General features: G+C 60.0%; 27 protein-coding genes. 1 reads left to right on the forward strand and 26 read right to left on the reverse strand.

Going from position 1 to position 22,100, the window contains the following annotated elements:
- Nucleotides 1-155: 155 nt before the first annotated feature.
- The 6 genes from M0814_RS25425 to M0814_RS25450 form a co-directional block, all read right to left on the reverse strand.
- Nucleotides 156-512, reverse strand: coding sequence for a hypothetical protein (locus M0814_RS25425; RefSeq protein WP_103484982.1), 357 nt, complete (start codon nucleotides 510-512; stop codon nucleotides 156-158).
- Between the two features lie 3 nt (nucleotides 513-515).
- Entirely contained in the window at nucleotides 516-4,079 is a 3,564-nt protein-coding gene (locus M0814_RS25430; protein ID WP_103484983.1) for a phage tail protein, read from the reverse strand.
- Nucleotides 4,080-4,136: 57 nt separating this feature from the next.
- Entirely contained in the window at nucleotides 4,137-4,739 is a 603-nt protein-coding gene (locus tag M0814_RS25435) for a tail assembly protein (protein WP_103484984.1), read from the reverse strand.
- A 53-nt stretch (nucleotides 4,740-4,792) separates the two neighbouring features.
- On the reverse strand, nucleotides 4,793-5,215 hold the full coding sequence (locus M0814_RS25440) for a hypothetical protein (RefSeq protein WP_103484985.1): 423 nt from the start codon (nucleotides 5,213-5,215) through the stop codon (nucleotides 4,793-4,795).
- 57 nt (nucleotides 5,216-5,272) lie between these two features.
- Nucleotides 5,273-5,614, reverse strand: coding sequence for a hypothetical protein (locus tag M0814_RS25445; protein WP_103484986.1), 342 nt, complete (start codon nucleotides 5,612-5,614; stop codon nucleotides 5,273-5,275).
- A gap of 96 nt (nucleotides 5,615-5,710) precedes the next feature.
- Nucleotides 5,711-5,899 carry a hypothetical protein gene (locus M0814_RS25450; protein WP_177434780.1) on the reverse strand — a complete coding sequence of 63 codons (189 nt, stop codon included), beginning with the start codon at nucleotides 5,897-5,899 and terminating at the stop codon, nucleotides 5,711-5,713.
- A gap of 204 nt (nucleotides 5,900-6,103) precedes the next feature.
- On the opposite strand from M0814_RS25450, the gene M0814_RS25455 reads away from it, so the two are divergent.
- Entirely contained in the window at nucleotides 6,104-6,364 is a 261-nt protein-coding gene (locus M0814_RS25455) for a protein L (RefSeq protein WP_103484987.1), read from the forward strand.
- Nucleotides 6,365-6,658: 294 nt separating this feature from the next.
- Here M0814_RS25455 and M0814_RS25460 read toward each other — a convergent pair whose 3' ends face one another.
- From M0814_RS25460 to M0814_RS25555, 20 genes are all read right to left on the reverse strand, one after another.
- A complete protein-coding gene (locus M0814_RS25460) occupies nucleotides 6,659-6,865 on the reverse strand; it encodes a hypothetical protein (RefSeq protein WP_103484988.1) in 207 nt (68 codons plus the stop codon).
- Nucleotides 6,866-6,890: 25 nt separating this feature from the next.
- Nucleotides 6,891-7,655 (reverse strand): C40 family peptidase, encoded by a 765-nt coding sequence (locus M0814_RS25465; protein ID WP_103484989.1) that lies wholly within the window; start codon nucleotides 7,653-7,655, stop codon nucleotides 6,891-6,893.
- Nucleotide 7,656: 1 nt separating this feature from the next.
- A complete protein-coding gene (locus M0814_RS25470; protein WP_103484990.1) occupies nucleotides 7,657-8,406 on the reverse strand; it encodes a phage minor tail protein L in 750 nt (249 codons plus the stop codon).
- A gap of 9 nt (nucleotides 8,407-8,415) precedes the next feature.
- On the reverse strand, nucleotides 8,416-8,754 hold the full coding sequence (locus tag M0814_RS25475) for a phage tail protein (protein ID WP_103484991.1): 339 nt from the start codon (nucleotides 8,752-8,754) through the stop codon (nucleotides 8,416-8,418).
- The gene (locus M0814_RS25480) at nucleotides 8,754-11,804 is read right to left on the reverse strand and encodes a phage tail tape measure protein (RefSeq protein ID WP_103484992.1); all 3,051 of its coding nucleotides are present in this window, start codon (nucleotides 11,802-11,804) and stop codon (nucleotides 8,754-8,756) included. The genes M0814_RS25475 and M0814_RS25480 overlap by 1 nt, the downstream gene beginning before the upstream one ends.
- A 27-nt stretch (nucleotides 11,805-11,831) precedes the next feature.
- Nucleotides 11,832-12,101 carry a DUF1799 domain-containing protein gene (locus tag M0814_RS25485; RefSeq protein WP_256617477.1) on the reverse strand — a complete coding sequence of 90 codons (270 nt, stop codon included), beginning with the start codon at nucleotides 12,099-12,101 and terminating at the stop codon, nucleotides 11,832-11,834.
- 53 nt (nucleotides 12,102-12,154) lie between these two features.
- Nucleotides 12,155-12,535, reverse strand: coding sequence for a phage tail assembly chaperone (locus M0814_RS25490; protein ID WP_103484994.1), 381 nt, complete (start codon nucleotides 12,533-12,535; stop codon nucleotides 12,155-12,157).
- A gap of 9 nt (nucleotides 12,536-12,544) precedes the next feature.
- Complete coding sequence (locus M0814_RS25495) at nucleotides 12,545-13,204, reverse strand: phage tail protein (RefSeq protein WP_103484995.1); 660 nt, start codon at nucleotides 13,202-13,204, stop codon at nucleotides 12,545-12,547.
- Between the two features lie 39 nt (nucleotides 13,205-13,243).
- Complete coding sequence (locus M0814_RS25500; RefSeq protein ID WP_103484996.1) at nucleotides 13,244-13,672, reverse strand: phage tail terminator-like protein; 429 nt, start codon at nucleotides 13,670-13,672, stop codon at nucleotides 13,244-13,246.
- Complete coding sequence (locus M0814_RS25505) at nucleotides 13,669-14,253, reverse strand: hypothetical protein (RefSeq protein WP_103484997.1); 585 nt, start codon at nucleotides 14,251-14,253, stop codon at nucleotides 13,669-13,671. Before M0814_RS25505 ends, M0814_RS25500 begins: the two co-directional genes overlap by 4 nt.
- A gap of 1 nt (nucleotide 14,254) precedes the next feature.
- On the reverse strand, nucleotides 14,255-14,647 hold the full coding sequence (locus tag M0814_RS25510) for a hypothetical protein (protein ID WP_103484998.1): 393 nt from the start codon (nucleotides 14,645-14,647) through the stop codon (nucleotides 14,255-14,257).
- Between the two features lie 2 nt (nucleotides 14,648-14,649).
- Nucleotides 14,650-15,027: a hypothetical protein gene (locus M0814_RS25515; RefSeq protein ID WP_103484999.1), complete on the reverse strand. Its 378-nt coding sequence runs from the start codon at nucleotides 15,025-15,027 to the stop codon at nucleotides 14,650-14,652.
- Nucleotides 15,028-15,037: 10 nt separating this feature from the next.
- Nucleotides 15,038-15,343 carry a HeH/LEM domain-containing protein gene (locus tag M0814_RS25520; protein WP_103485000.1) on the reverse strand — a complete coding sequence of 102 codons (306 nt, stop codon included), beginning with the start codon at nucleotides 15,341-15,343 and terminating at the stop codon, nucleotides 15,038-15,040.
- Between the two features lie 55 nt (nucleotides 15,344-15,398).
- Nucleotides 15,399-16,376, reverse strand: a complete 978-nt coding sequence (locus tag M0814_RS25525) for a major capsid protein (protein ID WP_103485001.1) — start codon at nucleotides 16,374-16,376, stop codon at nucleotides 15,399-15,401.
- 3 nt (nucleotides 16,377-16,379) lie between these two features.
- On the reverse strand, nucleotides 16,380-17,153 hold the full coding sequence (locus M0814_RS25530; protein WP_103485002.1) for a hypothetical protein: 774 nt from the start codon (nucleotides 17,151-17,153) through the stop codon (nucleotides 16,380-16,382).
- An 82-nt stretch (nucleotides 17,154-17,235) separates the two neighbouring features.
- Nucleotides 17,236-17,721: a DnaT-like ssDNA-binding protein gene (locus tag M0814_RS25535; protein WP_103485003.1), complete on the reverse strand. Its 486-nt coding sequence runs from the start codon at nucleotides 17,719-17,721 to the stop codon at nucleotides 17,236-17,238.
- Nucleotides 17,722-17,729: 8 nt separating this feature from the next.
- A complete protein-coding gene (locus M0814_RS25540) occupies nucleotides 17,730-18,842 on the reverse strand; it encodes a minor capsid protein (RefSeq protein ID WP_177434779.1) in 1,113 nt (370 codons plus the stop codon).
- On the reverse strand, nucleotides 18,760-20,220 hold the full coding sequence (locus M0814_RS25545; protein ID WP_103485005.1) for a DUF4055 domain-containing protein: 1,461 nt from the start codon (nucleotides 20,218-20,220) through the stop codon (nucleotides 18,760-18,762). The genes M0814_RS25540 and M0814_RS25545 overlap by 83 nt, the downstream gene beginning before the upstream one ends.
- A complete protein-coding gene (locus M0814_RS25550) occupies nucleotides 20,220-21,557 on the reverse strand; it encodes a terminase family protein (RefSeq protein WP_103485006.1) in 1,338 nt (445 codons plus the stop codon). Before M0814_RS25550 ends, M0814_RS25545 begins: the two co-directional genes overlap by 1 nt.
- Nucleotides 21,554-22,069, reverse strand: coding sequence for a DUF2280 domain-containing protein (locus M0814_RS25555; protein WP_247868530.1), 516 nt, complete (start codon nucleotides 22,067-22,069; stop codon nucleotides 21,554-21,556). The genes M0814_RS25550 and M0814_RS25555 overlap by 4 nt, the downstream gene beginning before the upstream one ends.
- Nucleotides 22,070-22,100 lie beyond the last annotated feature (31 nt).

Below are 22,100 nucleotides of genomic sequence, written 5' to 3' on the forward strand. Positions count from 1 at the left end.
TACCAGTGGCGGATCCACACTGGTTACCGCCCGCGCGAAAACTCCCGTGGCTGAACTGACGCCCGAATATGCCCCCTTTGTCAGCAGGCACAATCTAGGCGCCTCGGAATCGATCTGTACGAACGAGTTGTCGTTAATGCTCTGAAACCCGAAGTTCATGTCGAAAACCTCACCGCATATCCTTTTGCAACAATCCTTGTCGTGGCGGTGCCCGCGGGCGAGGACGGGTTCAATGGCTTGACCACGACCTGCCCTATGGCTGTCGTCACGTAAGGGTAGGAGCGTGTGTTCCCAAGCGGATCCGCTTCAGAATTCTGCACATCTTGCGCCCTCGTTGGGATGATCATGAACACACAGTTGACTGGATTGAAGTCGGGAATATTCAGCGTGTAGCTTTGAACAACCCCGCTAAAATCGATCACCCCCTGCCATAGCACCTGGTAGGTGAAGCTATTGGTGTCCATCGCCAGCTGACCGCTTTCATTGAAGACTCGAAGGCCATATAGAGACATCGGTTACCCCAAATAGCCGAGACGAACACGCAGGAAGTTGTTGGCGTCGTAGACCGAAACATTCAATGAGTTGATCACCAAGCGGCCCTGCCCAGGAACGATTCCGTTGATTTCCAGCGTCCCGTCTTTATTGAGAATCCAGCCTTGCTGACCGGGGATGTAGTTGGTTGAGCTGATGTAACTGCCGATCTTGGCGTTAGTGATTGTTCCGTCGGCGATGAACGCCGAGTTGATGAACACCTGACCACCCTGCACCGCAAACGGGACTGCGATGGCACCGCCGGCAATGGTGTTGACGATTGCGAAGCGATCGGCGCTGACCAAGAACTGGCTTTGCAAGCCCGCACCGGTATTCTCGATCCCAAGGCCGATGCCGGCCGCGACGTACTGCCCATTCGCCGTGACCTGCATCTTCACCGACCACATTGTGCTCAGCTTGCCAGCGGTGTCTGCGTAGGCTGTGGACGTCTGCTGAATAGCCGCCGAGTTTTGTCCAACGGAAACATTCAACTGGTCGATCTTCATCGCGGTTGCCGATTCGTTCGTGGCCACCACCTCTTCCAGCTCGGTGATGTTCGCCGCGTTCTCTCCGATTTTTGCGTCAAAGGTCGTTAGGCGCCTTGCCGTTGCCTCGCTCTCGGAGGCGCGAACCTTCGATTCGGAAGCGATTGCGGCCGTGCTGGTGTGACTTTTGATCGCGTCCGCAAGATCGCCCGAGCCGTCATCGTCTCGATAAGAGGCGCGCAGCGCCTGAAACGCCGTCGCCTGCGCTGTGACCACGCCGTCGAGTTCGGTGATCTCGGCGGTGTTGGTCGCCACCTGCTGTGCGAGGCCGTTCGCTGTCTCAACGGTCTGACCAACATCGAGCCAGTAGAGCGGATTCGGCGGCGGCGTTTCTTTCGGTACTGGCCCCGTAGCTTGGTAGATCCGCTTGCCGACCACCACAAGGTCGTATTCCTCATAGGTGGCTTCCGGTTCGTACCCCTTCAAACCGTCGAGCGCATCGATCTGCGCCTGCAGATCCGGGATTTTGTCGATCTCGTCGAGGATGTCCTTGCCCAGCTCCGTGCGTCCGATCTCGCCGGCGATCATTTCCAGAATCGCCGCTGCGTCTGAACTCGACTGCCCTTGCACACCCATTCCAATCGGGTGCCACGGGCCGATGTTGCCGATCTTGTCGACGATCCGCCCCCAGAAGTAGAACGTCACGCCAGCGCGCAGGCCGAGCATGGAGAAGTCACTCTGCGGATAGGCCAGGTCTGTCAGCTTCGTGGCCGCATCAAGCTGCGTCGTGGGTCCATACCAGATTTCAGTCCGCTGGCTATCCTCAGCGCCAGCAGGGAAGCCCCATTTCAGATAGATGCCGAACAGCAGCGGCGTGGCCGTCAGATAGCTCAGTGCCGGCGGCAGTCCCTGCTTACCCTTCAGGTTGGTCAGGATCGAGTTGCGCCATTGCGATGAGATATCGAACGCACTCACCGCGCGGACCCGCGCCACGTAGGCACCGGCGTAGATACCGACCACGTCGACGTTGGTCATGCCAGTGCGCTGCAGCTTGATCCAGTTGCCGCTGTCCTTGCGCCATTCCACGTCATAGCCGACTGCGCCATCAACAGCAGGCCAACTAATGGTCATGGTGGCCACGGCCAGACCCTGCACCACAGACGACGTGGATGCGAGGGACACGCTCGCCGGAGCTGGAACAACGGTGATCGGAATTACACTGATCGGCCGATCTTCCAGACGTGCACCGGTGTCGATGTGCGCGAACTTGCTCGGCTCGAACTGCAGCGCACTGATCTCGAAGTCGCCTTCAGTCGTGCGCTTGGTGCGCAGCACGCGGTACAGCGGGATCGCCAAATCATCGGCGTCGAGCGCCCATTGTAGCTGCGCGACCGGTGGCTCGCTGTATTCGACAGTCACTGTCACGGCGCGGCCGTTGACGCTCTGCACGGTGCGCCCTTCGGCGCGGCCGCCCGGCAGGTTGATGATCAACCGATCACCGGCCTTGGCCTGGGTGTCGCGATCGAGCGTCACCACTCGGCCAGCGGCTGACGAGATCCGGCCGCCGACTTCGCGGCCCGCGAGCAAAGAATCAGCCACCGGGATGATGTGCCCCGGCAGCGGAATCACGCCCTCCATGCCGGTCTTGAACGACACGGTGCGGTCTTGGTTGTTGCTCAAGATCGCCCACTTGCCGCGGCGCTGGGCCTCGGAGGCGCGGGTGCAGCCAATGGCACTCAGCTCAGTCGGCCGGTCGCCGTAACGGCGCTGCAGATCCAGATCCGCGAACGGAATGACGTCGGTGTCGTAGTTGTTCGCCGGGTTGTCGTAGCTGACCAGCGCTCGGGTGTACCGGGTCTTCGCCGAGGCGCTACCGTACGAAAATTTGCCGTCGATCACGTTGGCCCGGGTGAAGACGTAGTCGAAGTCCTGCGCGCGCGGCATGTCGGCCTGCATCACCAACTGGCCCTGCGCCCAATACGTCATGCCCCGATAAATCGCCGAGATATCGCGCAACAGCGACCAAGCATCAGCCTTGCCCTGCAGGTTCATGTCGCAGAGGAAACGCGGCTCCTGACCGCCAAGGCCGTTTGGCACCAGCTGGTCGCAATACTGGGCAATCCGGTACAGCTCCCACTTGTCGACCATGAACGGCTTGATGCGCTTGCCCAGGCCGAAACGCTCCTCGGTGCAGATGCCGTAGGTGATCCAAGCCGGGTTGTTGGTCCAGGCCGATTTCATCGAGCCATCCCACGTCCCGGTGTAGGTGCGCAAGATCGGGTCGTAGTTGCTCGGCACCATCCAGCGCCGCGCCTTGCACTTCACGGTCACCGCCGGAATGTTGGTGAACTGCTCGGCGTCGAACTCGATGTAGAGCAGCGCGGTATTCGGGTAGCGCAGCTTTGCGTCAATCACTTCGGTATAACCGGCCACCAGCATGGTGTCGGCAACCTTGTTACTGTTCTGGTTCGGCGTCAGGCGGCGCACGCGGATCTGCCAGCCCGTGGTTGCAGCCGGCAGATCGATGCGGCGCGAGCGCTCGTAGCGTGTGGTGGTCTTGCCGTCGACGGCGTCCATCAGCACCTGCTGATACGCGCCGCCGTCGGTGGCGACGTCGATCGCATATTCGATCCGGTAACCGCCGACATTGCCTTCATCGTCCGACCGTTGCAGCGCAGGCCAAGCTAGGCGCATGCGCACCGCCGACAACTGCGTGTTGCTGATCGAGCGAACCCAGGGCGCATCGCTGCGCAGCTCAATGTTCAGCGAGGTCTCGTTCTCCACGGACGGGATGCCCGGGATGTAGGTCTGCTCCACTGAACCCGGGCGCCAGTCCCACTTCACGTTCGGGAAGTTGTAATTACCGCTGGCATCGCGAATTGGCGTGTTGTCCAGGTAGATGTCGTAGTCGGTCGGAATGCTGTCGAACTCGCCCTCGCCCACGGCGATCAGCAATTTTGCAAGGTTGGTCGAGCGCAGGCTATCGCTGGCTTCTACCGGCGACTTCGGCTTGCTGCTGCCTCCCTTCTCGCCGTAAATCTCGATCTGTTGAGCTGCGCCCATGCTTTCCTCCAGGCATAAAAAACCGCCTCGCGGGCGGTTGGTGTGTTGCTGTCCTGCTTACACTTTGTCTTCAGCCAGGATCGAGGCCGAGATGATCATCCCGCCCCACCGGCGCTCGCCGATGCAGATCGGTACCGGGTTGCCGCTCGCTGTGGTGTTTTTGGCGCTGCCGAAGGCGTAGGACGGGGCGTTTTCAGGGGATGCGCTTTGCTTCAGGCCTGAGGCTTGTGGGCTGAGCATCTGGATCACGCCGCCGGCGACAAGGCCGATACCGGCGCCAATCAGTGGCGCACCAAAGGGAGTGGTCGAAAGAAACGTACCGGCAACGATCAGAACAGCACCGACAATGGTTTGAATCAACCCAGCCTTCTTGCTTCCGTGGATGACCGGCACGATACGAATGTCAGTTGCACCACCCAAGCCAAATTCCGCTTCGCCAACGTTCTTTCGATTGCGAAAAACGGCGAAGCGCATGCCCAGCCGATCAAGGCGCTGAATCTCCTCCTTAAACCCCTCAAGCGTCGCCTTCAATGCTCGGAACGCTTCCCAGGCTTGGCCAGAATCCAAAACTCGACGATGAACTCTGCCAAACTTGGCCGCAAGAGACCCGGACAGCTTGATAGTTGTCATCGGCTGATAGTGAGCAGCGCTCGATTGCATGACTTTCTCCAGGCATAAAAAAACCGCCCGAAGGCGGCTGATTGCAAATTCGTTTACTGATAATCGACATACGGTCCGAGAAAGAATCCGCTCATATCTCCGCTGATTCGGTAGAGGCTTTCTTTGCCGCTTTGCACATTGGCGGAAATTGTACGAATGGCTGCCCCGCCGCACAGCCCAGAGCCAGCAAGACCCGCTCCGATACTTGGATTGCCCGGAGGCAGGTAAAAGGAGGCGCGCTGACCAGTACCGATTTTCGCGGCCTTTCGGCCATCGACATACACGACGATGTCACAACCAGATCCAACCATTCCCGAGTCACGCACAACCGTTACCTTGCCGCTTTCGCCGGCAGGCTTAATTTGAAATGCGTAAAGCTCATCACGTGGCACCGGATCAGCCTGGCTAACCGGAATGGCAGAGGATGCACACCCCGCCAACAGCGCTACCGCCAACGCTCCAATAAAAATCCGCATACTTGTTCCTTATGAATTTGATCGTCGGCCGATCGGACCTAACAGGCGCCTCAGCGATTATCGTTGGTCGATCTCAATTTTCTGAGTTGGATCAGGACTGTACTTCTGCCGCTTCAACTGAGGATCACCGGCTGCCAAACAGAAGAAATAGATCTCCGCTTCGCCGCAACCACCATGCAGCGCACATTCACTTGCCTGCATGTGGTCGAGGAGTATTTCACGCCCCTGTGAGGCGCAAAACACGTTCGCCTCCTTCAAGGCTTGGCCTTTCGCAGAGGCAGGTCCGCCGAAAGGCACCCGAGCCGAAATCGTGTAGGTGTCAGGCCCAACCTTTATTGGTCCGCTATCAGAGCACCCCGCCAACAGCGCTACTGCCAACGCCCCTACGATCAATTTCATGCAGGTCACTCCTGTGTAAACGGTGCACGATATCACCGGGGCATACGGAAATGAAAAAGCCCAGCGCAGACTGGGCTTTCTGTACCACTTGATAATTTATAGCGAACGAAGCTCGCTGAACGCTCGAGCGATGCAGTATGGAATCACCGCGCAGGTCAATCCCATCGCTGCCGCTGCGGCTTCTTGAGGAGCGCTTTTTGCCAACAACATCCCGCCGAACCCAACAAGTGCACCGATCAACGACATAACGATGGTGACGATCCACATAAATTTGGCCAATTTCATTCCCTTCATCTGCTGAGTTTATTCACGATCCGAGCCGGTCGCGCGTTGCAAAATCTACAGTCACACTCAAGTACGAGTCAAATTGCCATCACTCGCGCTGGCCAAGCCTGTCCAGGCATCCAGTCTGGATGGAACTCCAGTAACCACCGCCAACATGCCCGTAGTAGCGTTATGCCTCCGATAAAGCCATACGAGGGATTGAAGATGGCAGAGGTAATTGCGAACACCGCTCACTATGTTAGGAAGATCGCGCCGACGATTCTTGATGAGGTAGAGAAGTGGCAATACGTTTACGGCATTGGCGCAGCTGTACCGGCTTCTGGCATTTATCGGTGCACAGGCTGCGGCGATGAGATCACCTCCAACAAGGGCGACAAATTCCCCCCTCAAAATCGGCACCAACACACCGACCCAAAGGTCGCGGTGCAATGGCAACTGATCGTCAAGACTCAAACGAAGCGCTAAAGGATTCCCCAGTCCTTTGCCTGCAAGCCCAAGGACTGGGATTGCGCCAATTTCGGCGCGTTTATGACCTGGAGGTCAGTGTGACAAACGAACAAAGACTCATCGACGTAATCAATTCTCATGGTGGCGATATAACGACGATCAGCTGCATTTTGGCCGGTTTAATCAGCCAGCTTCGAGCAGCTCAGGGGCCAGAGGGTATTGAAGCGGCACGCGTATTCGCGCTGGAAGTTGCGAAAACGATGCCGAGCACTGGGCCATCTCGTCCCGATACAAACCGAATTTCCGCAGTCTTTAATCAGCACAAATAGGGTCAAGGCCAAGCTGTTTTTCCAATCGAGCAAGCCGGCGCTCCAGCAGGTCGGCTTTCTCTTGCGCCCTTCCCGCAAAATCAGCCGGTAAAGAAATTCCGGCGGCAGAGACAATCATCTGACCTTTCAAGACTTCCGTTTCGTTAATGTAAGTTCGCCCTTCTTCATCGAATGCAAACGGCTGACTCATAAATCCCTCCTGCGGCTGCGCCGCGTTATATGGCTGGTTGTGCATTTCTGTGTCTGAGAATCAGGCGTGTCCGGTCGAGCCAAGGTCCACCGAAAACGATGACCTCCGATGGCCGGCCGTACAGGTGGTGTAGCAGGAACGGCCCGGGGCCGAACGTCGCCGCGTCCTCCCCTGGCAGTGCCGGGTCAGCGCCGAGAAAAATCCCGGCGTGGTTTGGGTACACGGTGCGCCCCACTTCCATCACGATCATGTCGCCGCGCTGCGGCTGGTCGACCCGGTAGAAGCCGGCGGCCTCATAGTTCGCCTCGTACAGGCTGGTGTTGTCCTTGCTTTCCCACCAGCCATCAGCGCGCTTGAAGGCTTCGAACTCCAGCCTCCACTCGCGTTTGTACCAGTCGGCGCAGACCTGCCAGCAGTCCCAGGCGCCGTGCACAAATGGGCGCTTGAGCAGCGGCACCTCGCCGGTAGGCATGACGGTACGCAGGTCGCCCTCGGGCCAGCTCAGGATGTGCCAGGGCAATGCAGTCGCTTCGCACATAGCGAGATCGCGCGGCGAAGGCCGGCTGGTGGCGTCCGGATGCGAATGAACTACGCCGATTACTTCGCCGATATCTTCAGCTTGGGCGTACTCCTCCGGGTCGATGCGAAACTCCTCGTTCGGCTCGGTCGAAACATTGCGGCACGGGTAATACTGCTGTTTGCGACCGATGCCCAGCAGCAGCCCGCAGCACTCTTTCGGGTACTCGGCAGCCGCGTGCGCCTGGATCGCATCCAAAATGTGTTTACGCATATCAGCTCCGTGCGATCAGCGAAACGGCCGGGAAGCCGCCGAAAGGCAGCGAGTTGCCCTCGCCGAAGCGCGGGATGCAGCCCTTGCCCAACGTGGCGTCGCACTCGTCCAGCTCGGGGTTATCGGTAACGATTCCGTCCTTGGTCACGTATGGTCCGGTGTAGCCGCAGTTCGGCCCTCGGTAGCCACCAGTGAGGCACCAGTGGCAAAGCGTCGTGGCCTGCCGCCCAATCAACTCGTTGCCGACGTCGCCCGGGCTGGCCAGCTCCCAACTGACGTTTTCCCCGTCCTCGTTCGTCTTCTGGTCGATGTACCAGACCTCGATCGTCTCTTGGGTCGGATCTGCCGTCGGATTGCCGGCCGGGAAGTTCGCCGCGTCGAGGTAAGTGCCCAGCGTATGACGCATCGTCAGCTTGAACTCGAGCAGATCCTCGAACGCCAGACAGAGTGCGGTGATGCGCCCATTGACGTTGCCGACCGAAAGTGTGGGCCGGACGGCAGTGCCGTCACCGTTCGCCTCGATGCCGTCGATCTGCATCGGCCAGGCGCTGTACTCGTTGCCTTGCCAGTAGATCGCCTTCGCCGGCAGCTGATCCGCGTTGTCGCCGGCAGCGATCAGCTCGGCCGCCGTATGGGGGATCGCGTGCCCGTGGAAGCGCAGTACGTCCGCACCGTAGTCCGTGCCGTCCAGCTCAAAGAGCAGCACTTCGCTGCCAGGCTCAAGCACCTGGATGTCACTGATCAGCGGCATGATTGCCCCTTATGGTTGGAATGCCCGCTCGAAAGTGGCTGTGAGTTTGAAGACCCCGCCGCCCATTGATGTGGGAGCGGGATTTTTGCAGGTGAAAAGCCCGAGTTCGCCGAGCGGTGTTGTCCAGAGAAACGCCTTTGCCCCGGCATGCCGGTCGAGGAACTTCATGATCTCCAGCACCGTGGCCTTTTGGCCGACGCAGGTAACCGGGTAGGAGTCCTCTTTGTTGTTCGGGCCGTCGCCGACGTTCTGCGCGTAGCCGTTGCCGAATTTCGAGGTGCGCACCCGATAGTTGATATCGGGTGTTTCCCCGCGCTCGGTCGGCCAGTTAAATTTCTCGATGACCATCAGGCCCTCCCATTTGCGCGTCGGAAGCTGGCTCCACCAGGCTGCCAAGAGTCGGCCACGACTCTTTCCGCCAAGGCTCGCATCTGTGTTTGAAGGTTTTTCGACAGGGCTTGCTGGTCAATCTGCATGCCTTCTGAGCTGCGATCCTCTGTCACCACCGTGACCGGTGCGCTGATGCTGATTGCAGTCCCGGAGCCACCGCCGGCGGCGAGAACACCCAGCTTGCCGCTGGAAGTCCGGGTCAGCGGCATGATCGCCTCCGGCCCCGCCTCCCCCATGATCCCCGCCCTGCCGCCGGCCATCCCGAAGGCGGTCGGTGTGCTGACGATGCTGTTGGTGAAGGCGCCGCCGTTGGCGAACATTTGCACGCCCGACGACCAGGCACCACCGAGCGCCTGCGGGAAGTAGTTGCTGGAATAACCAGCCGAGGACGCGCCGAGATTCGAAGACGTTGCACCAGCAGATCCAGCCGCCAGCCCGTTACCGCTGCCTCCGCCAGTGAAGTAACTGGTGGCAGCACCGACAAGGCTGCTCAGCAACGAAGAACTGGCCTGACGGGTCGCGATCCGCGCCATGTCCGCCAGAATGGACTTGGTGAAGTCGGCGAACGATAGCTTTCCAGTCATGGCGAAGTTGACGACCGCGTCCTCCATCGAGCTGAAGGCGTTGCCGAACAGGGTTTTCGTCTGGCCGGCAACGTTGCTCGCCGAGTCCAGGTAGTTGGCCCAGGCCGATGTCGCGCCTTTGGTCCAATCACCCTGCGCTGCCTCCACATCCGCGTAGTTCTGGCGGATTTGGTCGGTGGCCGCCTTGTTCGCGTCGGCTAGCGCCTGCGACTTACGGGCGAACTCCTCCTCCGACATATTTCGCGATGGATCGGACTTCTGATTCGCGAGCTCCAGCGCTTGCTGTGCGAACCGGTCTTGCTGGCTGTTCAGCTCGTTGTTGAGAGCGTTCTGACGATCGCCCTGGCCGACGCCGAGAACGGCGCGCTGCCCTGCCAATTCCAGAGCCCTCTGTTGCTGGGCCAAGGCTTGGACGTAGGTCGTGATCGACCGCTCTTGTCGAGAGAGGCGACCGGTTTCGTTCGTGGCCAGAACCTCAAGCTGGCTGTCCGCCTCTTTCTGCGCCTTGACCATCCCCGCTCGCACATCGGCGATCTTCTGGTCGAGTTGGATGCTCTGTGCAGCAGAAGTGGTTTTCTTCGCCTTGGCGGCTTCCAGCGCTGCAATCTCAGCCTCGTAGGCCGCAGTCACCTCGTCGCGCTCGTTGCCGATCAGCGCTTCGCGTTTCAGGGCATAGTCGGCCTGCGAAACGAGCCCAGCCTTCTGCGCCGCGTCCAGCTCCTTCTGGGCGTTTTTGTACTCTTCGCTGATGGCTGTCAGGTTGTTCTTGGCATTGTTGAAGCTGGTCAAATCGACCTGAGTTCCGGCAGCCTTCGGATCCTTGAACTGGTCGTTGATGTTCGCCAGGTTCTTGTCGATCGCTGCCTGACTCAGGCGAGGGTCGTTGGGCGCGACCTTGCGGATATCTTCGAGCTGCCGCTTGTACTCCTTGATCGCCTCGGTTCGTTTTTGCTCGTTCGTCCATGCCGATTTGGTCAGGGCGTCGATTTTCGCCATCGACGAAACGGCATCACCTTGGGCCTTTGCCTGCTCTCCCTGCCACTTGGCGATATCGGCTTCCGCAGCCTTCTGGTCCTCAAGCATGTTGAGACGATTCTGGTAGAGATCAATCATCTCCTGCTTGTTCTGGAACAGACCAACATTGCCAGACTGGGCCGATTCCAGATTGCGCCGAGCCTGCTCGATATCAGCGTTGATATCCGGTCGGCCAAGGTTCTTCAAGTTGTCCGCCGCACGCGCAACGGCGTTGTAACCTTTCTCCCAGAAACTCAGGTTCTCCAGAATTCGCGGGGTTCGCTCGTTGATCGCGTCGGCATACTGCTCGGTCGCCAGTTTCACGGCGCCGGCGTGGTCGCCCTGCTTCTCCAGCGCGGCGATCTGCGAGTAAACCGACGCGGTCAGGTAGTGGTATTGCTCATTCAGCGCGGCGGATGCCTTGACCGGGTCGTCGGCGAGCTTGGCGAACTCGGCTACGGTCTCGCTTACGGCCTTGCCAGTCGCCTCCTGCATCGACACGGCAGCCTGGGTGATTCCGGTGAAGCTTTCGCCGGCGATCTTGCCGTTGTCGGCCAGCAGAGCGAGCACGGCTGCGGCTTGGCCAGTGGTGCCAACGGTTGCGCTGACCTGGCGGGCCATGTCGCCCAATTGCCCGGCGCTCACACCGGCGTAGTTGCCGGTCAGGATCAGCGCTTTGTTGTAGCTGTGCTGTTCCTCGCTCCCCTTGTAGAAAGCGTACGCCAGACCACCTACCGCGGCGGTGGCAAGCGCGAGCGGGCCGAGAATGGCGAGAAGTCCCGCCGCTCCCGCGCCTGCACCGGCGCCCAATTGCGCAACCGCACGTACGCCACTTCCCCAGTCTCCCGAGGACAGCGCATTCCCCAGTTGCACGACGTTTTCCTGTGCCTGGCGGGTGCCGAGGCGCAGCTTGTCGAAGCCGGTGGTGGTTTTGCTGAGCTTGTCGTAGTCCTTGTCGATCTTGCCCAGAGCAGTGTTGTACTCGTCCTGGCTGATCCGGCCGGCATCCAGATGCTTGCCCAATTGCTCGACCTGGGTGTCCAGCTTCGCCAGTGCGGCGCGGGCCGGGTCAATGGCGCCCAGCAGGCTGTTCAGCGCCTTCTGTTCATCCATGGCCGACTTGGCCAGCGCTACCTGCTGCTTGTCGAGCTGTGCCGAGATCTTCGCGGCCTCAGCCTCGCCATAGGCGCCGGTCTTGGTCAGCTTCGCCAACGCATCGCGCTGTTTGGCAAGATCCTGTGTGGTCTTTGCGCTGGTAGAAAGCGACTTCTCCAGAGCCTGCATTTCGTTCATCAGCGAAACGGCGGACTGCTCGGCCCGGCCGCCGGCCTTCGCCATTTCATCAAGGCTCGTTTTGGCCTCGATCGCATCGGCCGAGTCGATCTTGACGCCGAGTTCTGCAATGTTCATCGGCTCACCTTGAATAAGTGCCCGTGATTACGGGCTGTTTTCCCTTTCCTCCGCCATGACGCGCAGGGCTTCGCCTTCCAGCACCTGCAGGTCAGGAAAGATTTCAGCGAGTTTCTTTTTCTTGATGCCGAGGAAGCCGGCGACGTCTCGAATGCAGTTGTAATCGAGGCCGATGGCGCCACCGGTGCCGACCCGCCACTGCGTGGACATTCGGTTGAACAGGAGGAAGGCCGGCCAGTTGCATGGCCAGACCTCTACATCGTCACCCGACATATCGGCAGCCGTCAGCCCGAGGATGGCCAACTGCTCAGCAGATGGCCCGCTTTCGTACAACGCCGCGGCTGCTTCCCTCAGTTTCCCAAGCGGGCTTGATTGAACGCGCTCTGATAGGCATTCACTACCGCTTCGGCGGTCCCCTGACACGACTTCACAAGGGCAAGGATACTCTTGTCGTCGAACTTGTCATCGAAGCCCCAGCCAGCGACCAGGTCCTTGACCTGTTGCACTTGGTACTCGGTTTCGGCAGCAACGACATCCGACAATGTGGTGCCTTCCCCGAGCCCCTCGCGCATTTCCTTCGCCTTGAGGTTCCACTCGTCGAACAGTGCGGCGAGAGCCGGACGATCGCGATACTTGAAGGTGAACTCTATTGCCTCGGGCTCACACCCCACGACGGGGATGTGAACGAGAGCCTTGAACGTAGGGTTCTGGGTGATCCTGATCTTTGCCATGGGAAATCCTTATGCGCCGGCCAAGTAACGGAGCGAGCGAGCAGAAAGCCCGATGCTGATGGTTCGCGTCATGACGTTGTTTCGCTCCATCGTCGGATCAGGAGTGATGCTCACATAACCCGGATAGAGGATCTGATCACCGTTACGCAACTTCATGCGCACGACGGCAAGTTCCTTGGTGTCGTCGAAGCCTTCGACGGTCTCGACGTATTGCGCGGTCGGCTGATCCTCAACCACGATGGTGATCGTGGTCGGGTTGCGGTTGGTTGGAAACTGCTTGTCATCGTCATCTTCCAGGTAGCCGACGGTTTGATACTGTTGCTCACCGCCGGACGAGGTAAAAGACGTGACTTTCGAGATTTGCGTCCACCCGGACACCGGGATCACGGAGCCAGAACCTGCACCTACCGTGAATTTGTCGGTGTTGGTGGTATTGAGACCAGCCAGTGCGAAAGCATCGGCGGTAACGCCGGACGCCTTCACCGCGCGGTCATTGATCAGCGCCCAGCCGGAGTTGATCAGCAAAACGTCGCCATTTTCGATGCTGTGCCCTACAGAAGCAGCGACCGGTGGTTTCGCATTGGTCAGGGCGGTGAAAGCGACGGCGGATCCCATAACGCTGGCGATCTCCAGCACAGCGCCGTTCGGCAGCGGGAAGCGTGCGGCCATGGTGTGTTTCCTCTTGAATGCCCGCCTGACGGCGGTAGGTTATGCCCCAGCGGGCGGTTGGTCTGCGACACCTGCGTAGGTGAAGCTGGCCGGGACCGTATAGGTCGCGGACTCAGTGATAGTTGGCCCCTGATCTACGGGCTCAGTGATGAGGCCATCGAACCCGTTGCGGGCCAGTGGCGTGTCTACGCGAAAGAGCCGTGTCAGCTCTTCAACAAGCGTCTCTGCGATGGCCATGGCCTGGGCAGATGGACAGACGATGCTGATCTGATAGACGCCGGTGTACTCGTAGGCGTCCCCACCGAGGTAACGGCAGGTGGTGCTAGCTGGTAGCTGGAAAGCCCGGAGGTAGGTTTCAGATGGACCTGGTGTAAATGGCTGATTCGAGTAGGACACTCGTATTGGACGCGCAGCCGACCATGCGGCCAGCTTCGTTTCGATGGCCTGACGGGCGCGTGCATGACTCATACCTGATTGTTCCTGATGGCCTCCTGCACGATCTGCTGAAAGCGAGCCACGGTTACCCGAACCATGCCGCCGGGGGCTTGGGTGGAATGGCCGAACTCCAGCGGGATCGCATAGGGCAAGTTGTTGATGATGTAAGCGATTTGGCCGGCGGTGAAATCGCTCATCGCAGCAACCAGCGCGGCCACAGTTTCGGTACCGCTCGGGTCCACCTCGTCGAAGGTGACGCTCTCGACCACGCCGAGAGATATATGCCAGTTCGCGCGGAACCGACCGCCGACGTAGCCTTCAGGCGCCTTGATGTCCATGCCGTCGTTGAGCTTGCGGCCCTTCTTCAGCCTGCCGCCCTTCGTGAGGTTGGCCGGGTCGCTGCGAAGCGCGCTGTTGTGATCGTCGACGGCCTTGTTGTACTGGGCCGCGACAGCGTTCTGCGCCCATATCTCCGGGTTGCCCACGGGAGACATGCGGATCAGGCTACTGCCGACCTCGATGATGATCTCGCGCACACTCGCGTCGATGGCTTCGCTGGTCTGGGCCGCAAACTCGGCGAGACTCAGCGCGAAGCTGCCGGATTGAGCTGCCATGTCATTTCCTCAGTTGTGCCGTCCATGTTGCCCCCACAGGATCCGCAGACACGTTCATTAACCGCAGGCCATTGACGATATCGCCGATGGCTGGTGCAGCCGGCGCCGCCGTCGGCACACCCGCTTCCGAAACGAATAGCTCGTTTTGCAGCACCAGCAATTTCTTGTCGGTGGTTTGGATCAGGGAGCCGTCGATTTCCTTGGACAAATAGCTTCCGAAGACACCGCGCCCCGTATACGTGATGGTGGTCTCCGGCGTCTCGCCGCCCAGGTCAGGGTCATACTCGCCTGCAACCTTGCGCACACCTGTCACTGGCTTCACCGCGTCGGCAAGGCCATTAGGATCATCGAACGCTTCCGCCATTTCGGCCTGAATCTCTTCACGCATGCCCATGGTCAGGTCCTCTTGAGCATCATTACACCGGAGCGCTTGATCCACGGGTGGAGCAGCGCCAGAGCGTAATTCACACCCGCTGACTGATCGGTAGAGCCCGCCACGTAGGTCTTGCTCACCGACGTGCCGGACTGAGCCGATACGGTCTTGCTCTGCACTTCTTTCTGCGTGGACGTGTACAGCTTGCCCGCCGCTGCCTCTTTGGCAACCTGAGCGCCGGCCGCTTTGATCTCGTTCGGAATCGGATCTTGAACGGCCCGCTTAATCTTGGTCGTGAGCCAGGCATTGGCCATGGTCACGGCAAAGACCGGATCACCGGTGCCGGCCCAGCCAGGACCGAGCTGAGCGTCAACATCGGCGACGGTGATGAAGTCGGTCATGTGCTTGTCCTTATTCCGCCGGCACCAAGGCCTGCAGGTCTTCTTTCTTGGCGGTCGGATCGAAGGTGACGCCCTTCTCAGTCAGCCATTCTTTCAGCTGGGGAACCTTCATTTTGAGAGGGTCGGTTTCCGGAGCTTCCTGCTCATTGCCGTCGGATACCTTGATGCCGGCCGCTTGGTAGGCATCGACGATATCCGGGGCATCGCCATCGACGACTACCTCGGTAGCGGAGCCGATGACACCGAAGAATTCGCTCAACCGGCGGTAGCAGACGCCGCGCTCATTGCCCGGCTTGTCCGTGTAGATCACTTTCATAAGTCACCTCAAAAGCATCCCGGCGCCACACGGGCGCCAGGTTATGTGGGCCGAGTTACGGCGTGGTGGTACCGCTGATCACGGCGGCGAATGGGACCTGCTTGCGGCTGAACACGCGCTGCCAGTTGGCCGCGGCGGCGTACTGGGTCGCGGTCGGGCTGGCGTTCTGGGCTTCAGAACCCTTCCAGCTGAAACCAGCAGGCTGGAGGATGTAGGTCTTCCGCTCCCACAGCACTTCCGCACCGCCGCCGTTGCCGCCACCTGGCTTACGCTCCAGCTCGACCGGCACCTTCGGAGCACCTTCGCCGTAGCCGAAAGCGCCTTGGCCGAAGAACACGGACAGGTATTTGCCAGCGCCGTAGACCAGGCCGTCGTCCATGAACACGGGTTTTCCCAGGTAGGTGGCCAGGATGATCTTGCCGTCGGAGTCGCGCAGGTACTCGATCAGGTCTTGCTTGACCATCTGGTTCATCACAACCGAGTGCACACCGATCGCGCCGAACTGATCAGCAGCATCGCCGGCGGTAAACGCGGCATCCTGAAAGGCATTGGCGTTGATGGTCGCGCCCGCGTCGATGACCATGTCACCGCCGTTATTGGCGATGTTCGAGGCGATGATGCCGCGAGCGGCACCCAGAGTGTAACGCTGCCACTGCCGGGTCCAGTAGGTGCCGAAGCGGTTGCGGATCTGCTGCTGTGGCTCGGTGTTGGCCAGCTCCGCAGTCAAATCCGTTACGCCGTAGCCTTTGTTCAGGTACAGAACGCGAGCACGCATGCTGTCCTGCTCGACCTTGCCTACTTCACCCTGGTCGTTCGGGTCATCGTTGCTGATGTTCGGGGCTTCATCGGCGTTGAGATCCTGCCAGTAGCTGATCTCGGCGGTGCCTTGGCTGCCGGAGGCGATCGCGTCCAGCACAGGCGAACGAGTCACGATGCCCGACTCGTAAACAGCGGTCTTTTCCGGGCTGTTAACCGGCGCCAGGGAGGCGTAGTAATCGCCGACGAAGATATCGGTCAGTTGGGTAGTTGCCATGGATTAGGTTCCTTTGGTGGCCTGGAGTTTTTTGAATGCGTCGGGGTTGTCCCGGGCCAGCGCGGCGCGCTCCTGCTCGGTGTACTCGCCCCATTTCTTCGTGGCCTTGCCACCTTGATCGCCGGTCGGACCGGCACCCTGAGCCCTTGGCCACAGGTGTGTTGCTGTTTCACGCAGCGATTCCGCCCATTCGAGCGGCGACAGTGGGGTTTTCCCGTCCTTCCCGTAAACGACCTCGCCGTCACGGTCGGTGGCAATTGCCTCGCCGTCTTCACTGAGTTTGAAAGTGCCCCGGGCGCGCAAGATGATGTCCTCGGCAGCCTCAGGGAGCGCGCCGGCCTTGATGGCAGCAGCGCGGATGGAATCGGCCAGCACCTTGTCGCTGTACTTGGCAGCAAAGGCTTCGGCCTTGTCGGCGCGCTCATTGGCGGCTTTGATTTGCTTCTCGGAGTCGGTGCGCAGGCGTTCGGTGCGGCGATTGATCACCTCGTCGATCTTGCCCTCGGCGATCAGCTTCGTTTCTTCGTCCTGACCGACCTTTGCGAGCAAGCCCTTCACCGCGTCGAGGTCCAGGCCTTCGAATTGACCTTTCAGCTTGTCCAGTTCGGTCTTGATGGTTCGGTTAGAACCCAGCAATTCCTGATTCTTGGACTTGAGCCCGTTTACTTCCTTGTCCAGATACTCCTGAACCTTTCCGCCAAGCGCCTCCTGGAGGGCTGCGGCTTGAGTTGCGTCGAGGGTGAGGCCAGCGGCGGCCGGGTCAAATTCAAATGGCATGGGTATCCCCTGGGGATTGGTTGGCCCGCCTGACGGGCATAAAAAAACCGCCCATTGGGCGGCTTGGTGTGAATTCTGTGGCTTACCGGACTATCGAAAGCCCGCGCATGACCAGGTAATCAGCGAACTGCGTCCTGCTCGGGGCATATGGCGGCGGGCGCATGCGCAATCCGGGCGTATCGCGGTTCAACCGTGTGCGCCGGCCGTTTGGTTCAGTGCAGTGAGTTGGCTCTTCGAGCTGGAAGCCCTGCTCGGCGGCGTACAGCTCGACCGCCAGCCTTACCTGGCCCCACTCAAGCTCAAAGGGCACGAATGACTCGGAGAGCGTATGGTATTCGATCTTGCAGTCACGCCGGGGCCAAGCCATAGCCTGATCGGGATTGGCCTTGCTGCCCTTCCATTGACGAGCGTTGATATCGGCTGCGGCGCGCAGCAGCAGTTCGACCTGATCGGCCTCAGCTGCAGGGATCCTGAACCCGTAGTAGTCGCGGTAGAAGGTCAGCTTCTCCAGAGGCACGAAGCTATTAGCGTCCGGCCTGCCCTTCCCGTCCTCAACGATGATCTGCATGTGCCATCTCAACTTGGTTGAGCGCCGAGTGTAACGCCTGCTCGGGTGAACATGTCAGGCTCCACATCTTTCAGTTGCGCCAAGGTCAGCGGCTTGAACGACTTGTCGAGCTGCAGTTTGGCGAACTTCTCGGGAGTCAGACCGCCATCGCGGAACAACTTGGCCCGCACCGGGCCAAGCGCATGGTCTTGAAAGCTGGCGGGTTGCGTTGCCAGCCACTCGTAATAGTTCAGGTTAGCATCGACCTGCGCCCCGCCGTTTTCGCCCACCGAAGCGCGCGTGGCGTCCTTGGCGAACAACTCCGAAAGCCGGGTTGTCGGTACTGTGGTTGACCGGCAGTTGATGTGCGCCGGCGGCAGCGGCCCCTTGCCCAAATCGAAGCGCATGCCGTCCAGGCCCTTGCACTGCTGTGAGGTCTTGCGGTCGAGTGTCGACACCCAGCGGTAGCCCAGCACCACGTCACTGTTGGCCTTCAGCGTTTCCATCCGCGCCGTGGTGGCCACATGCTGGATCGCAGTCTGCACCACAGAGGCGGCGTTGCGGTTACTCACCGCCAAGATGCCGTCCGTGAAGTTCTGCGCCGCGGTGCCGCGGATAGCCTGGATGATCTGAGCGTTGGTCTGGCCTTGGCCGAAGCCAAGCCGGATAGTGTTCGTGACCCGCATCGTCTCAGTCCGCGTCCAGCCACTGACGAAGCTCTTCAGCAGCTTGCCGCCATCGATTCCCTTCACCTGCAGCGGATAGGAGAACACCGCCGCGCGGATCACGGCGTTAGTCGGCACGACCGCGTCAATTGACAGCGCGTTGCTCAGGCTTTTGGCCTCGAAGGTCGACTCGTACAGCGCGATATCGACCAGATCGGCCTGCACCAGATCGCCATAGGCCTTGTAGATGCTCAACAGCTTGCCGTCCACCCGGGCCAGAAACTGCTCAAGGCGATCCCGGCTGTAGGTGGTCAGCTCCTTGCGGGTCAATTGCTCGCGCACCAGCTTGTCGACCTGGCGCAGGTACCTCTCGAACTTTTTGACCTCGCCAGCCTTAAGCCGCTCCAGCATTACCGAGTGACGGGTCGTCTGCTCCAGCAGTTGGCTGTCCGCCTGCGCCTGGTTTGTCGATGGCATCTTCTTTGTCCAGGTTGATGCCGGCCGACTCGCGCTCATCGCTGATCAGGTCGGCTTCGTCTTCGTATGGGCGGTCCGGTAGCTTGCCGGTGGTGAGGTACTGCCAGTAGGTATCGGCGCTGATCGTCCCGGCCATCACACCTTTCAGCAGCTCGGCGAGCACCTGAGCGTCGACCACCGAGGTCACGAACTCAGGACTTACCTTGAACTTCACCTGCTTGGGGTCGTAGCCCTTCCACTCAGCGGCATATCGCAGGCCTTGCTCCACCGCCTCTGCCACCGTGATGACAATGCTGTGCAGCGTGGCGTGCTGATCGTTCTGGCGTGTCTTGCGCGCCTCGCCCGACTCAGTGCCGCCGACATCCATGACCTTGGCGCCTGCCTCAAGCGCGGCGTTTTTCTGGTTATCCATGGCCTTGCGAACAGCCTCGACGCCGGCGCCTTGGAATTCCAGATAGCCGCACTTTCCGTTGGGGCCAAGATCCCATGCCGCTGATGGCCCCGTCACGCTGAGCTCTACGGAGTCATCGAGGCCGGATACCCACGGCTGCGGATGGCTGGTTTGGTGCAGCGCGGTGAAGTAGTCGGCACTCAGCTGATACGACTTCAACGCGGCCCGCGCCATGGTCAGTAGCGGCACCTCGTCGACGTCCGGCGAGTTGTCGGTCGAGCCGCAGTAGATCACCGGAAGGTACGGCAAACCTTTGACCAGCCGGTTGTCCGTGCCGGTGGTGCCCAAGGGTTTCTCGCCCTCGACGAGCTCGCCGCCCTCATTACGCACCGCAGTGTGGCAAACACTGTCTTTCATGAAGAACTCACGGAAAACAGTGTCGCAGTCGTGGCTGTAGCGATCGCCGCCCTTCTTGCGGAACTCGCGGAACACCGAAAGGACCAGATCCTGCCGGCCGCCCTGATCAGCGGTGTCCCAGTTGATGGCATTGCGCGTGGCATACGTCGAGAAATACGGCTCGCCGCCCGCGTCGATGTTCACCACCAGCGGCACCCGCCCGTGCGAGATAGCCTGGCGCACCATGCGGAAGAACAGCTGCTTCAGGCCGAAGCCGTCCGCTGTGGCGTTGTCCTCCAGCCCTTTCAAACCGGCGGGCAGCTCGATCTCCGGGATCAACCGAGACACCAACCCCATCATCGAGCGCAGTGAGTCGCGCACCCAGTGTTCGTACTGAGCGCGGGCCGTGTAGTTCGCGTAAAGGTATTTGTTACCGGCAGCGTCGAGCTTTTCAGCTTCGACCATGCCGCTCGGCTTGGGCAGGTTGCGCTCATTGCGCTTGACGGCGCACTCACCCTCGAGCGCGTCATCCATCATCTCCCACTCGGCGATGTGCGCGTCGTAGTCGGGGTTTGTCGATTGCACTGGCATCAGGCCAAGCCTCCAATTCGGCGTGTTCCGCCTGTGCGTTTGATGCACGGCCACTCAACGTCGATGCAATAGCCAATCGCCGTGGTGATGTGCTGATAGTCGTTTTTCTGGTCTTCCTGGAAGGTCGAACCCATTTGAAGCTGAACCGTACTCAAGCCCTTGTGGCACCAGGGCGCGGTAACCGGGTTGATGAACAGGCTTGTTTCGCCTGACGCGGTCAGGATCTTCGCCCGTACGGCGTTCTGCCGATCCTTGATGGATGGGTGCGCCGGCTTGACCTTGCGCGTGTACGTCCAGCCATTGGCCTTCAGCACGCCCTCGATGTCGGTGTAGTCGGATGCGTGGCCGTGCTTTTCGCCGGCCTTGCCCGCGGGGTCACCATAGATCAGGACGTGCTTGTTCTTGTGGTCCTTGAATTTGTCCACGAACTCAGCAGCCGACTGCTTCGATACCGCGCTGATCAGCACGATCTCGTCCAGCAGATAAAGGTCTTTGCCGTCGTTGCGCCTGACACCGATCGCGGATGACAGAGGTGTGAAGTTCTGGTCGTGCATCCACATCAGTTGCTCATGCGGCTCAATGGCAGCATTCGTGATGTTCGCCTTGCTGTAGTCCTCGTAGATCCGGCCAGACGCTGTTTCGAACGAGGCTTCAAATTCTTGCTTGAACTGCTTGGCCGACATGGCCCGCTTCATCGCGTCCATCACATCGGGCGGCAGGATCTCGGCCGACTTCCAATGGAACACCCGGAAGTTCGGATCACTGCCCGACTCAGCCTGCATGCACAGGTCGTAATAGTGGTTCAGACCGTCCGGAACGCCGAGCAGCCAGCACCAGGCTCGGTAATCCGGCATGGTTGGGTTGACGGTGTTCAACGCTGGGAGAATGTTGGCCTCCCAGGCATCCGGTTTGATGTCGGCGAATTCGTCGATACCGCCGCCAGTCCAAGGGATGCCCTCGATACGTTGCGGCTTGTCCAACCCGATGACGTGGATCTCGCTACCGTTGTCCAAGTAGATGATCAGGTCAGACTCAGAAGGCCGGCGACTGTGCATGCAGCTCAGCGTGAAAGCCTTGAGGTCATCCCAGAAAATCTTCTTGGCTTGCGCGTGCGTCGGCGCAGCGGCGAAGTACATGCCGGTGTAGGCGGATGCCTGCTTCACCAGGAAGCGCTTGAACCGCTCGGTCTTACCGCTCCGGCGACCTGCAGGAACCAACGGGAAACGAATGCCTTCCGCGACAGCAGCAACCAGTGCGAGCTGCACCGGGTGATCCTTGAGCGGATACCAGCGCGCCAACTGGCGATCAAGCAATAGGTTGCCGGTATTGGCAATCATGAAGGCAGCCTCGCAATCAGATCAGCCAGAAGCTGGGCGTTGGAGTTGCCGCCACCCTTCTCTATTAGCTTGAGTTCGGCTTTGCGCTTCTCGATCTCAAGGACCTTGATCTCTTCATCAAGCGTCTTGTCAGGCTCTATGCGCCGATTGACATACACGTCACCGGTTTCCTTCGCGGCCTGTTCGAGGATCTGCATGGCCAGGCCGATGTTCTTCATCGTCTCCGCCTTCTCCACGAACCGGTTCATGGCGCGCAGGCGGTAGGCACGGTTCGCGATCGGGATCTCGGCGGTTTCTTCGCGGAAGCGCTTGCGGGCATCTTCAAACATCGTCACCCAGCGCTTGGCCAGGCCTTTTCCTGATGTCTTTGTGGGATCGTGAGTCTCTACCTGTTGGCGAGTCACCGTTATCCCGTATTCCTTTTGGACGGCTTCAACAACCTGTGACGGCGTGTCGAAGCACGCCAAGGCCTGAACGATAAAGGCCTTCACGTCGTTTTGAAGGGCTGCCATAGATTTTCATCCGTCCAGAGCCTGTCCAGAA

Origin of the sequence: Pseudomonas sp. MWU12-2020, from assembly GCF_023100605.1 — a bacterium.
GTDB classification, from domain to species: Bacteria; Pseudomonadota; Gammaproteobacteria; order Pseudomonadales; family Pseudomonadaceae; genus Aquipseudomonas; species Aquipseudomonas fluorescens_H.

Coding starts and splice junctions, on each gene's coding strand:
- M0814_RS25425 (WP_103484982.1), bottom strand. CDS start 512: ATGTCTCTATATGGCCTTCGAGTCTTCAATGAAAGCGGTCAGCTGGCG.
- M0814_RS25430 (WP_103484983.1), bottom strand. CDS start 4,079: ATGGGCGCAGCTCAACAGATCGAGATTTACGGCGAGAAGGGAGGCAGC.
- M0814_RS25435 (WP_103484984.1), bottom strand. CDS start 4,739: ATGCAATCGAGCGCTGCTCACTATCAGCCGATGACAACTATCAAGCTG.
- M0814_RS25440 (WP_103484985.1), bottom strand. CDS start 5,215: ATGCGGATTTTTATTGGAGCGTTGGCGGTAGCGCTGTTGGCGGGGTGT.
- M0814_RS25445 (WP_103484986.1), bottom strand. CDS start 5,614: ATGAAATTGATCGTAGGGGCGTTGGCAGTAGCGCTGTTGGCGGGGTGC.
- M0814_RS25450 (WP_177434780.1), bottom strand. CDS start 5,899: ATGAAATTGGCCAAATTTATGTGGATCGTCACCATCGTTATGTCGTTG.
- M0814_RS25455 (WP_103484987.1), top strand. CDS start 6,104: ATGGCAGAGGTAATTGCGAACACCGCTCACTATGTTAGGAAGATCGCG.
- M0814_RS25460 (WP_103484988.1), bottom strand. CDS start 6,865: ATGAGTCAGCCGTTTGCATTCGATGAAGAAGGGCGAACTTACATTAAC.
- M0814_RS25465 (WP_103484989.1), bottom strand. CDS start 7,655: ATGCGTAAACACATTTTGGATGCGATCCAGGCGCACGCGGCTGCCGAG.
- M0814_RS25470 (WP_103484990.1), bottom strand. CDS start 8,406: ATGCCGCTGATCAGTGACATCCAGGTGCTTGAGCCTGGCAGCGAAGTG.
- M0814_RS25475 (WP_103484991.1), bottom strand. CDS start 8,754: ATGGTCATCGAGAAATTTAACTGGCCGACCGAGCGCGGGGAAACACCC.
- M0814_RS25480 (WP_103484992.1), bottom strand. CDS start 11,804: ATGAACATTGCAGAACTCGGCGTCAAGATCGACTCGGCCGATGCGATC.
- M0814_RS25490 (WP_103484994.1), bottom strand. CDS start 12,535: ATGGCAAAGATCAGGATCACCCAGAACCCTACGTTCAAGGCTCTCGTT.
- M0814_RS25495 (WP_103484995.1), bottom strand. CDS start 13,204: ATGGCCGCACGCTTCCCGCTGCCGAACGGCGCTGTGCTGGAGATCGCC.
- M0814_RS25500 (WP_103484996.1), bottom strand. CDS start 13,672: ATGAGTCATGCACGCGCCCGTCAGGCCATCGAAACGAAGCTGGCCGCA.
- M0814_RS25505 (WP_103484997.1), bottom strand. CDS start 14,253: ATGGCAGCTCAATCCGGCAGCTTCGCGCTGAGTCTCGCCGAGTTTGCG.
- M0814_RS25510 (WP_103484998.1), bottom strand. CDS start 14,647: ATGGGCATGCGTGAAGAGATTCAGGCCGAAATGGCGGAAGCGTTCGAT.
- M0814_RS25515 (WP_103484999.1), bottom strand. CDS start 15,027: ATGACCGACTTCATCACCGTCGCCGATGTTGACGCTCAGCTCGGTCCT.
- M0814_RS25520 (WP_103485000.1), bottom strand. CDS start 15,343: ATGAAAGTGATCTACACGGACAAGCCGGGCAATGAGCGCGGCGTCTGC.
- M0814_RS25525 (WP_103485001.1), bottom strand. CDS start 16,376: ATGGCAACTACCCAACTGACCGATATCTTCGTCGGCGATTACTACGCC.
- M0814_RS25530 (WP_103485002.1), bottom strand. CDS start 17,153: ATGCCATTTGAATTTGACCCGGCCGCCGCTGGCCTCACCCTCGACGCA.
- M0814_RS25535 (WP_103485003.1), bottom strand. CDS start 17,721: ATGCAGATCATCGTTGAGGACGGGAAGGGCAGGCCGGACGCTAATAGC.
- M0814_RS25540 (WP_177434779.1), bottom strand. CDS start 18,842: ATGCCATCGACAAACCAGGCGCAGGCGGACAGCCAACTGCTGGAGCAG.
- M0814_RS25545 (WP_103485005.1), bottom strand. CDS start 20,220: ATGCCAGTGCAATCGACAAACCCCGACTACGACGCGCACATCGCCGAG.
- M0814_RS25550 (WP_103485006.1), bottom strand. CDS start 21,557: ATGATTGCCAATACCGGCAACCTATTGCTTGATCGCCAGTTGGCGCGC.
- M0814_RS25555 (WP_247868530.1), bottom strand. CDS start 22,069: ATGGCAGCCCTTCAAAACGACGTGAAGGCCTTTATCGTTCAGGCCTTG.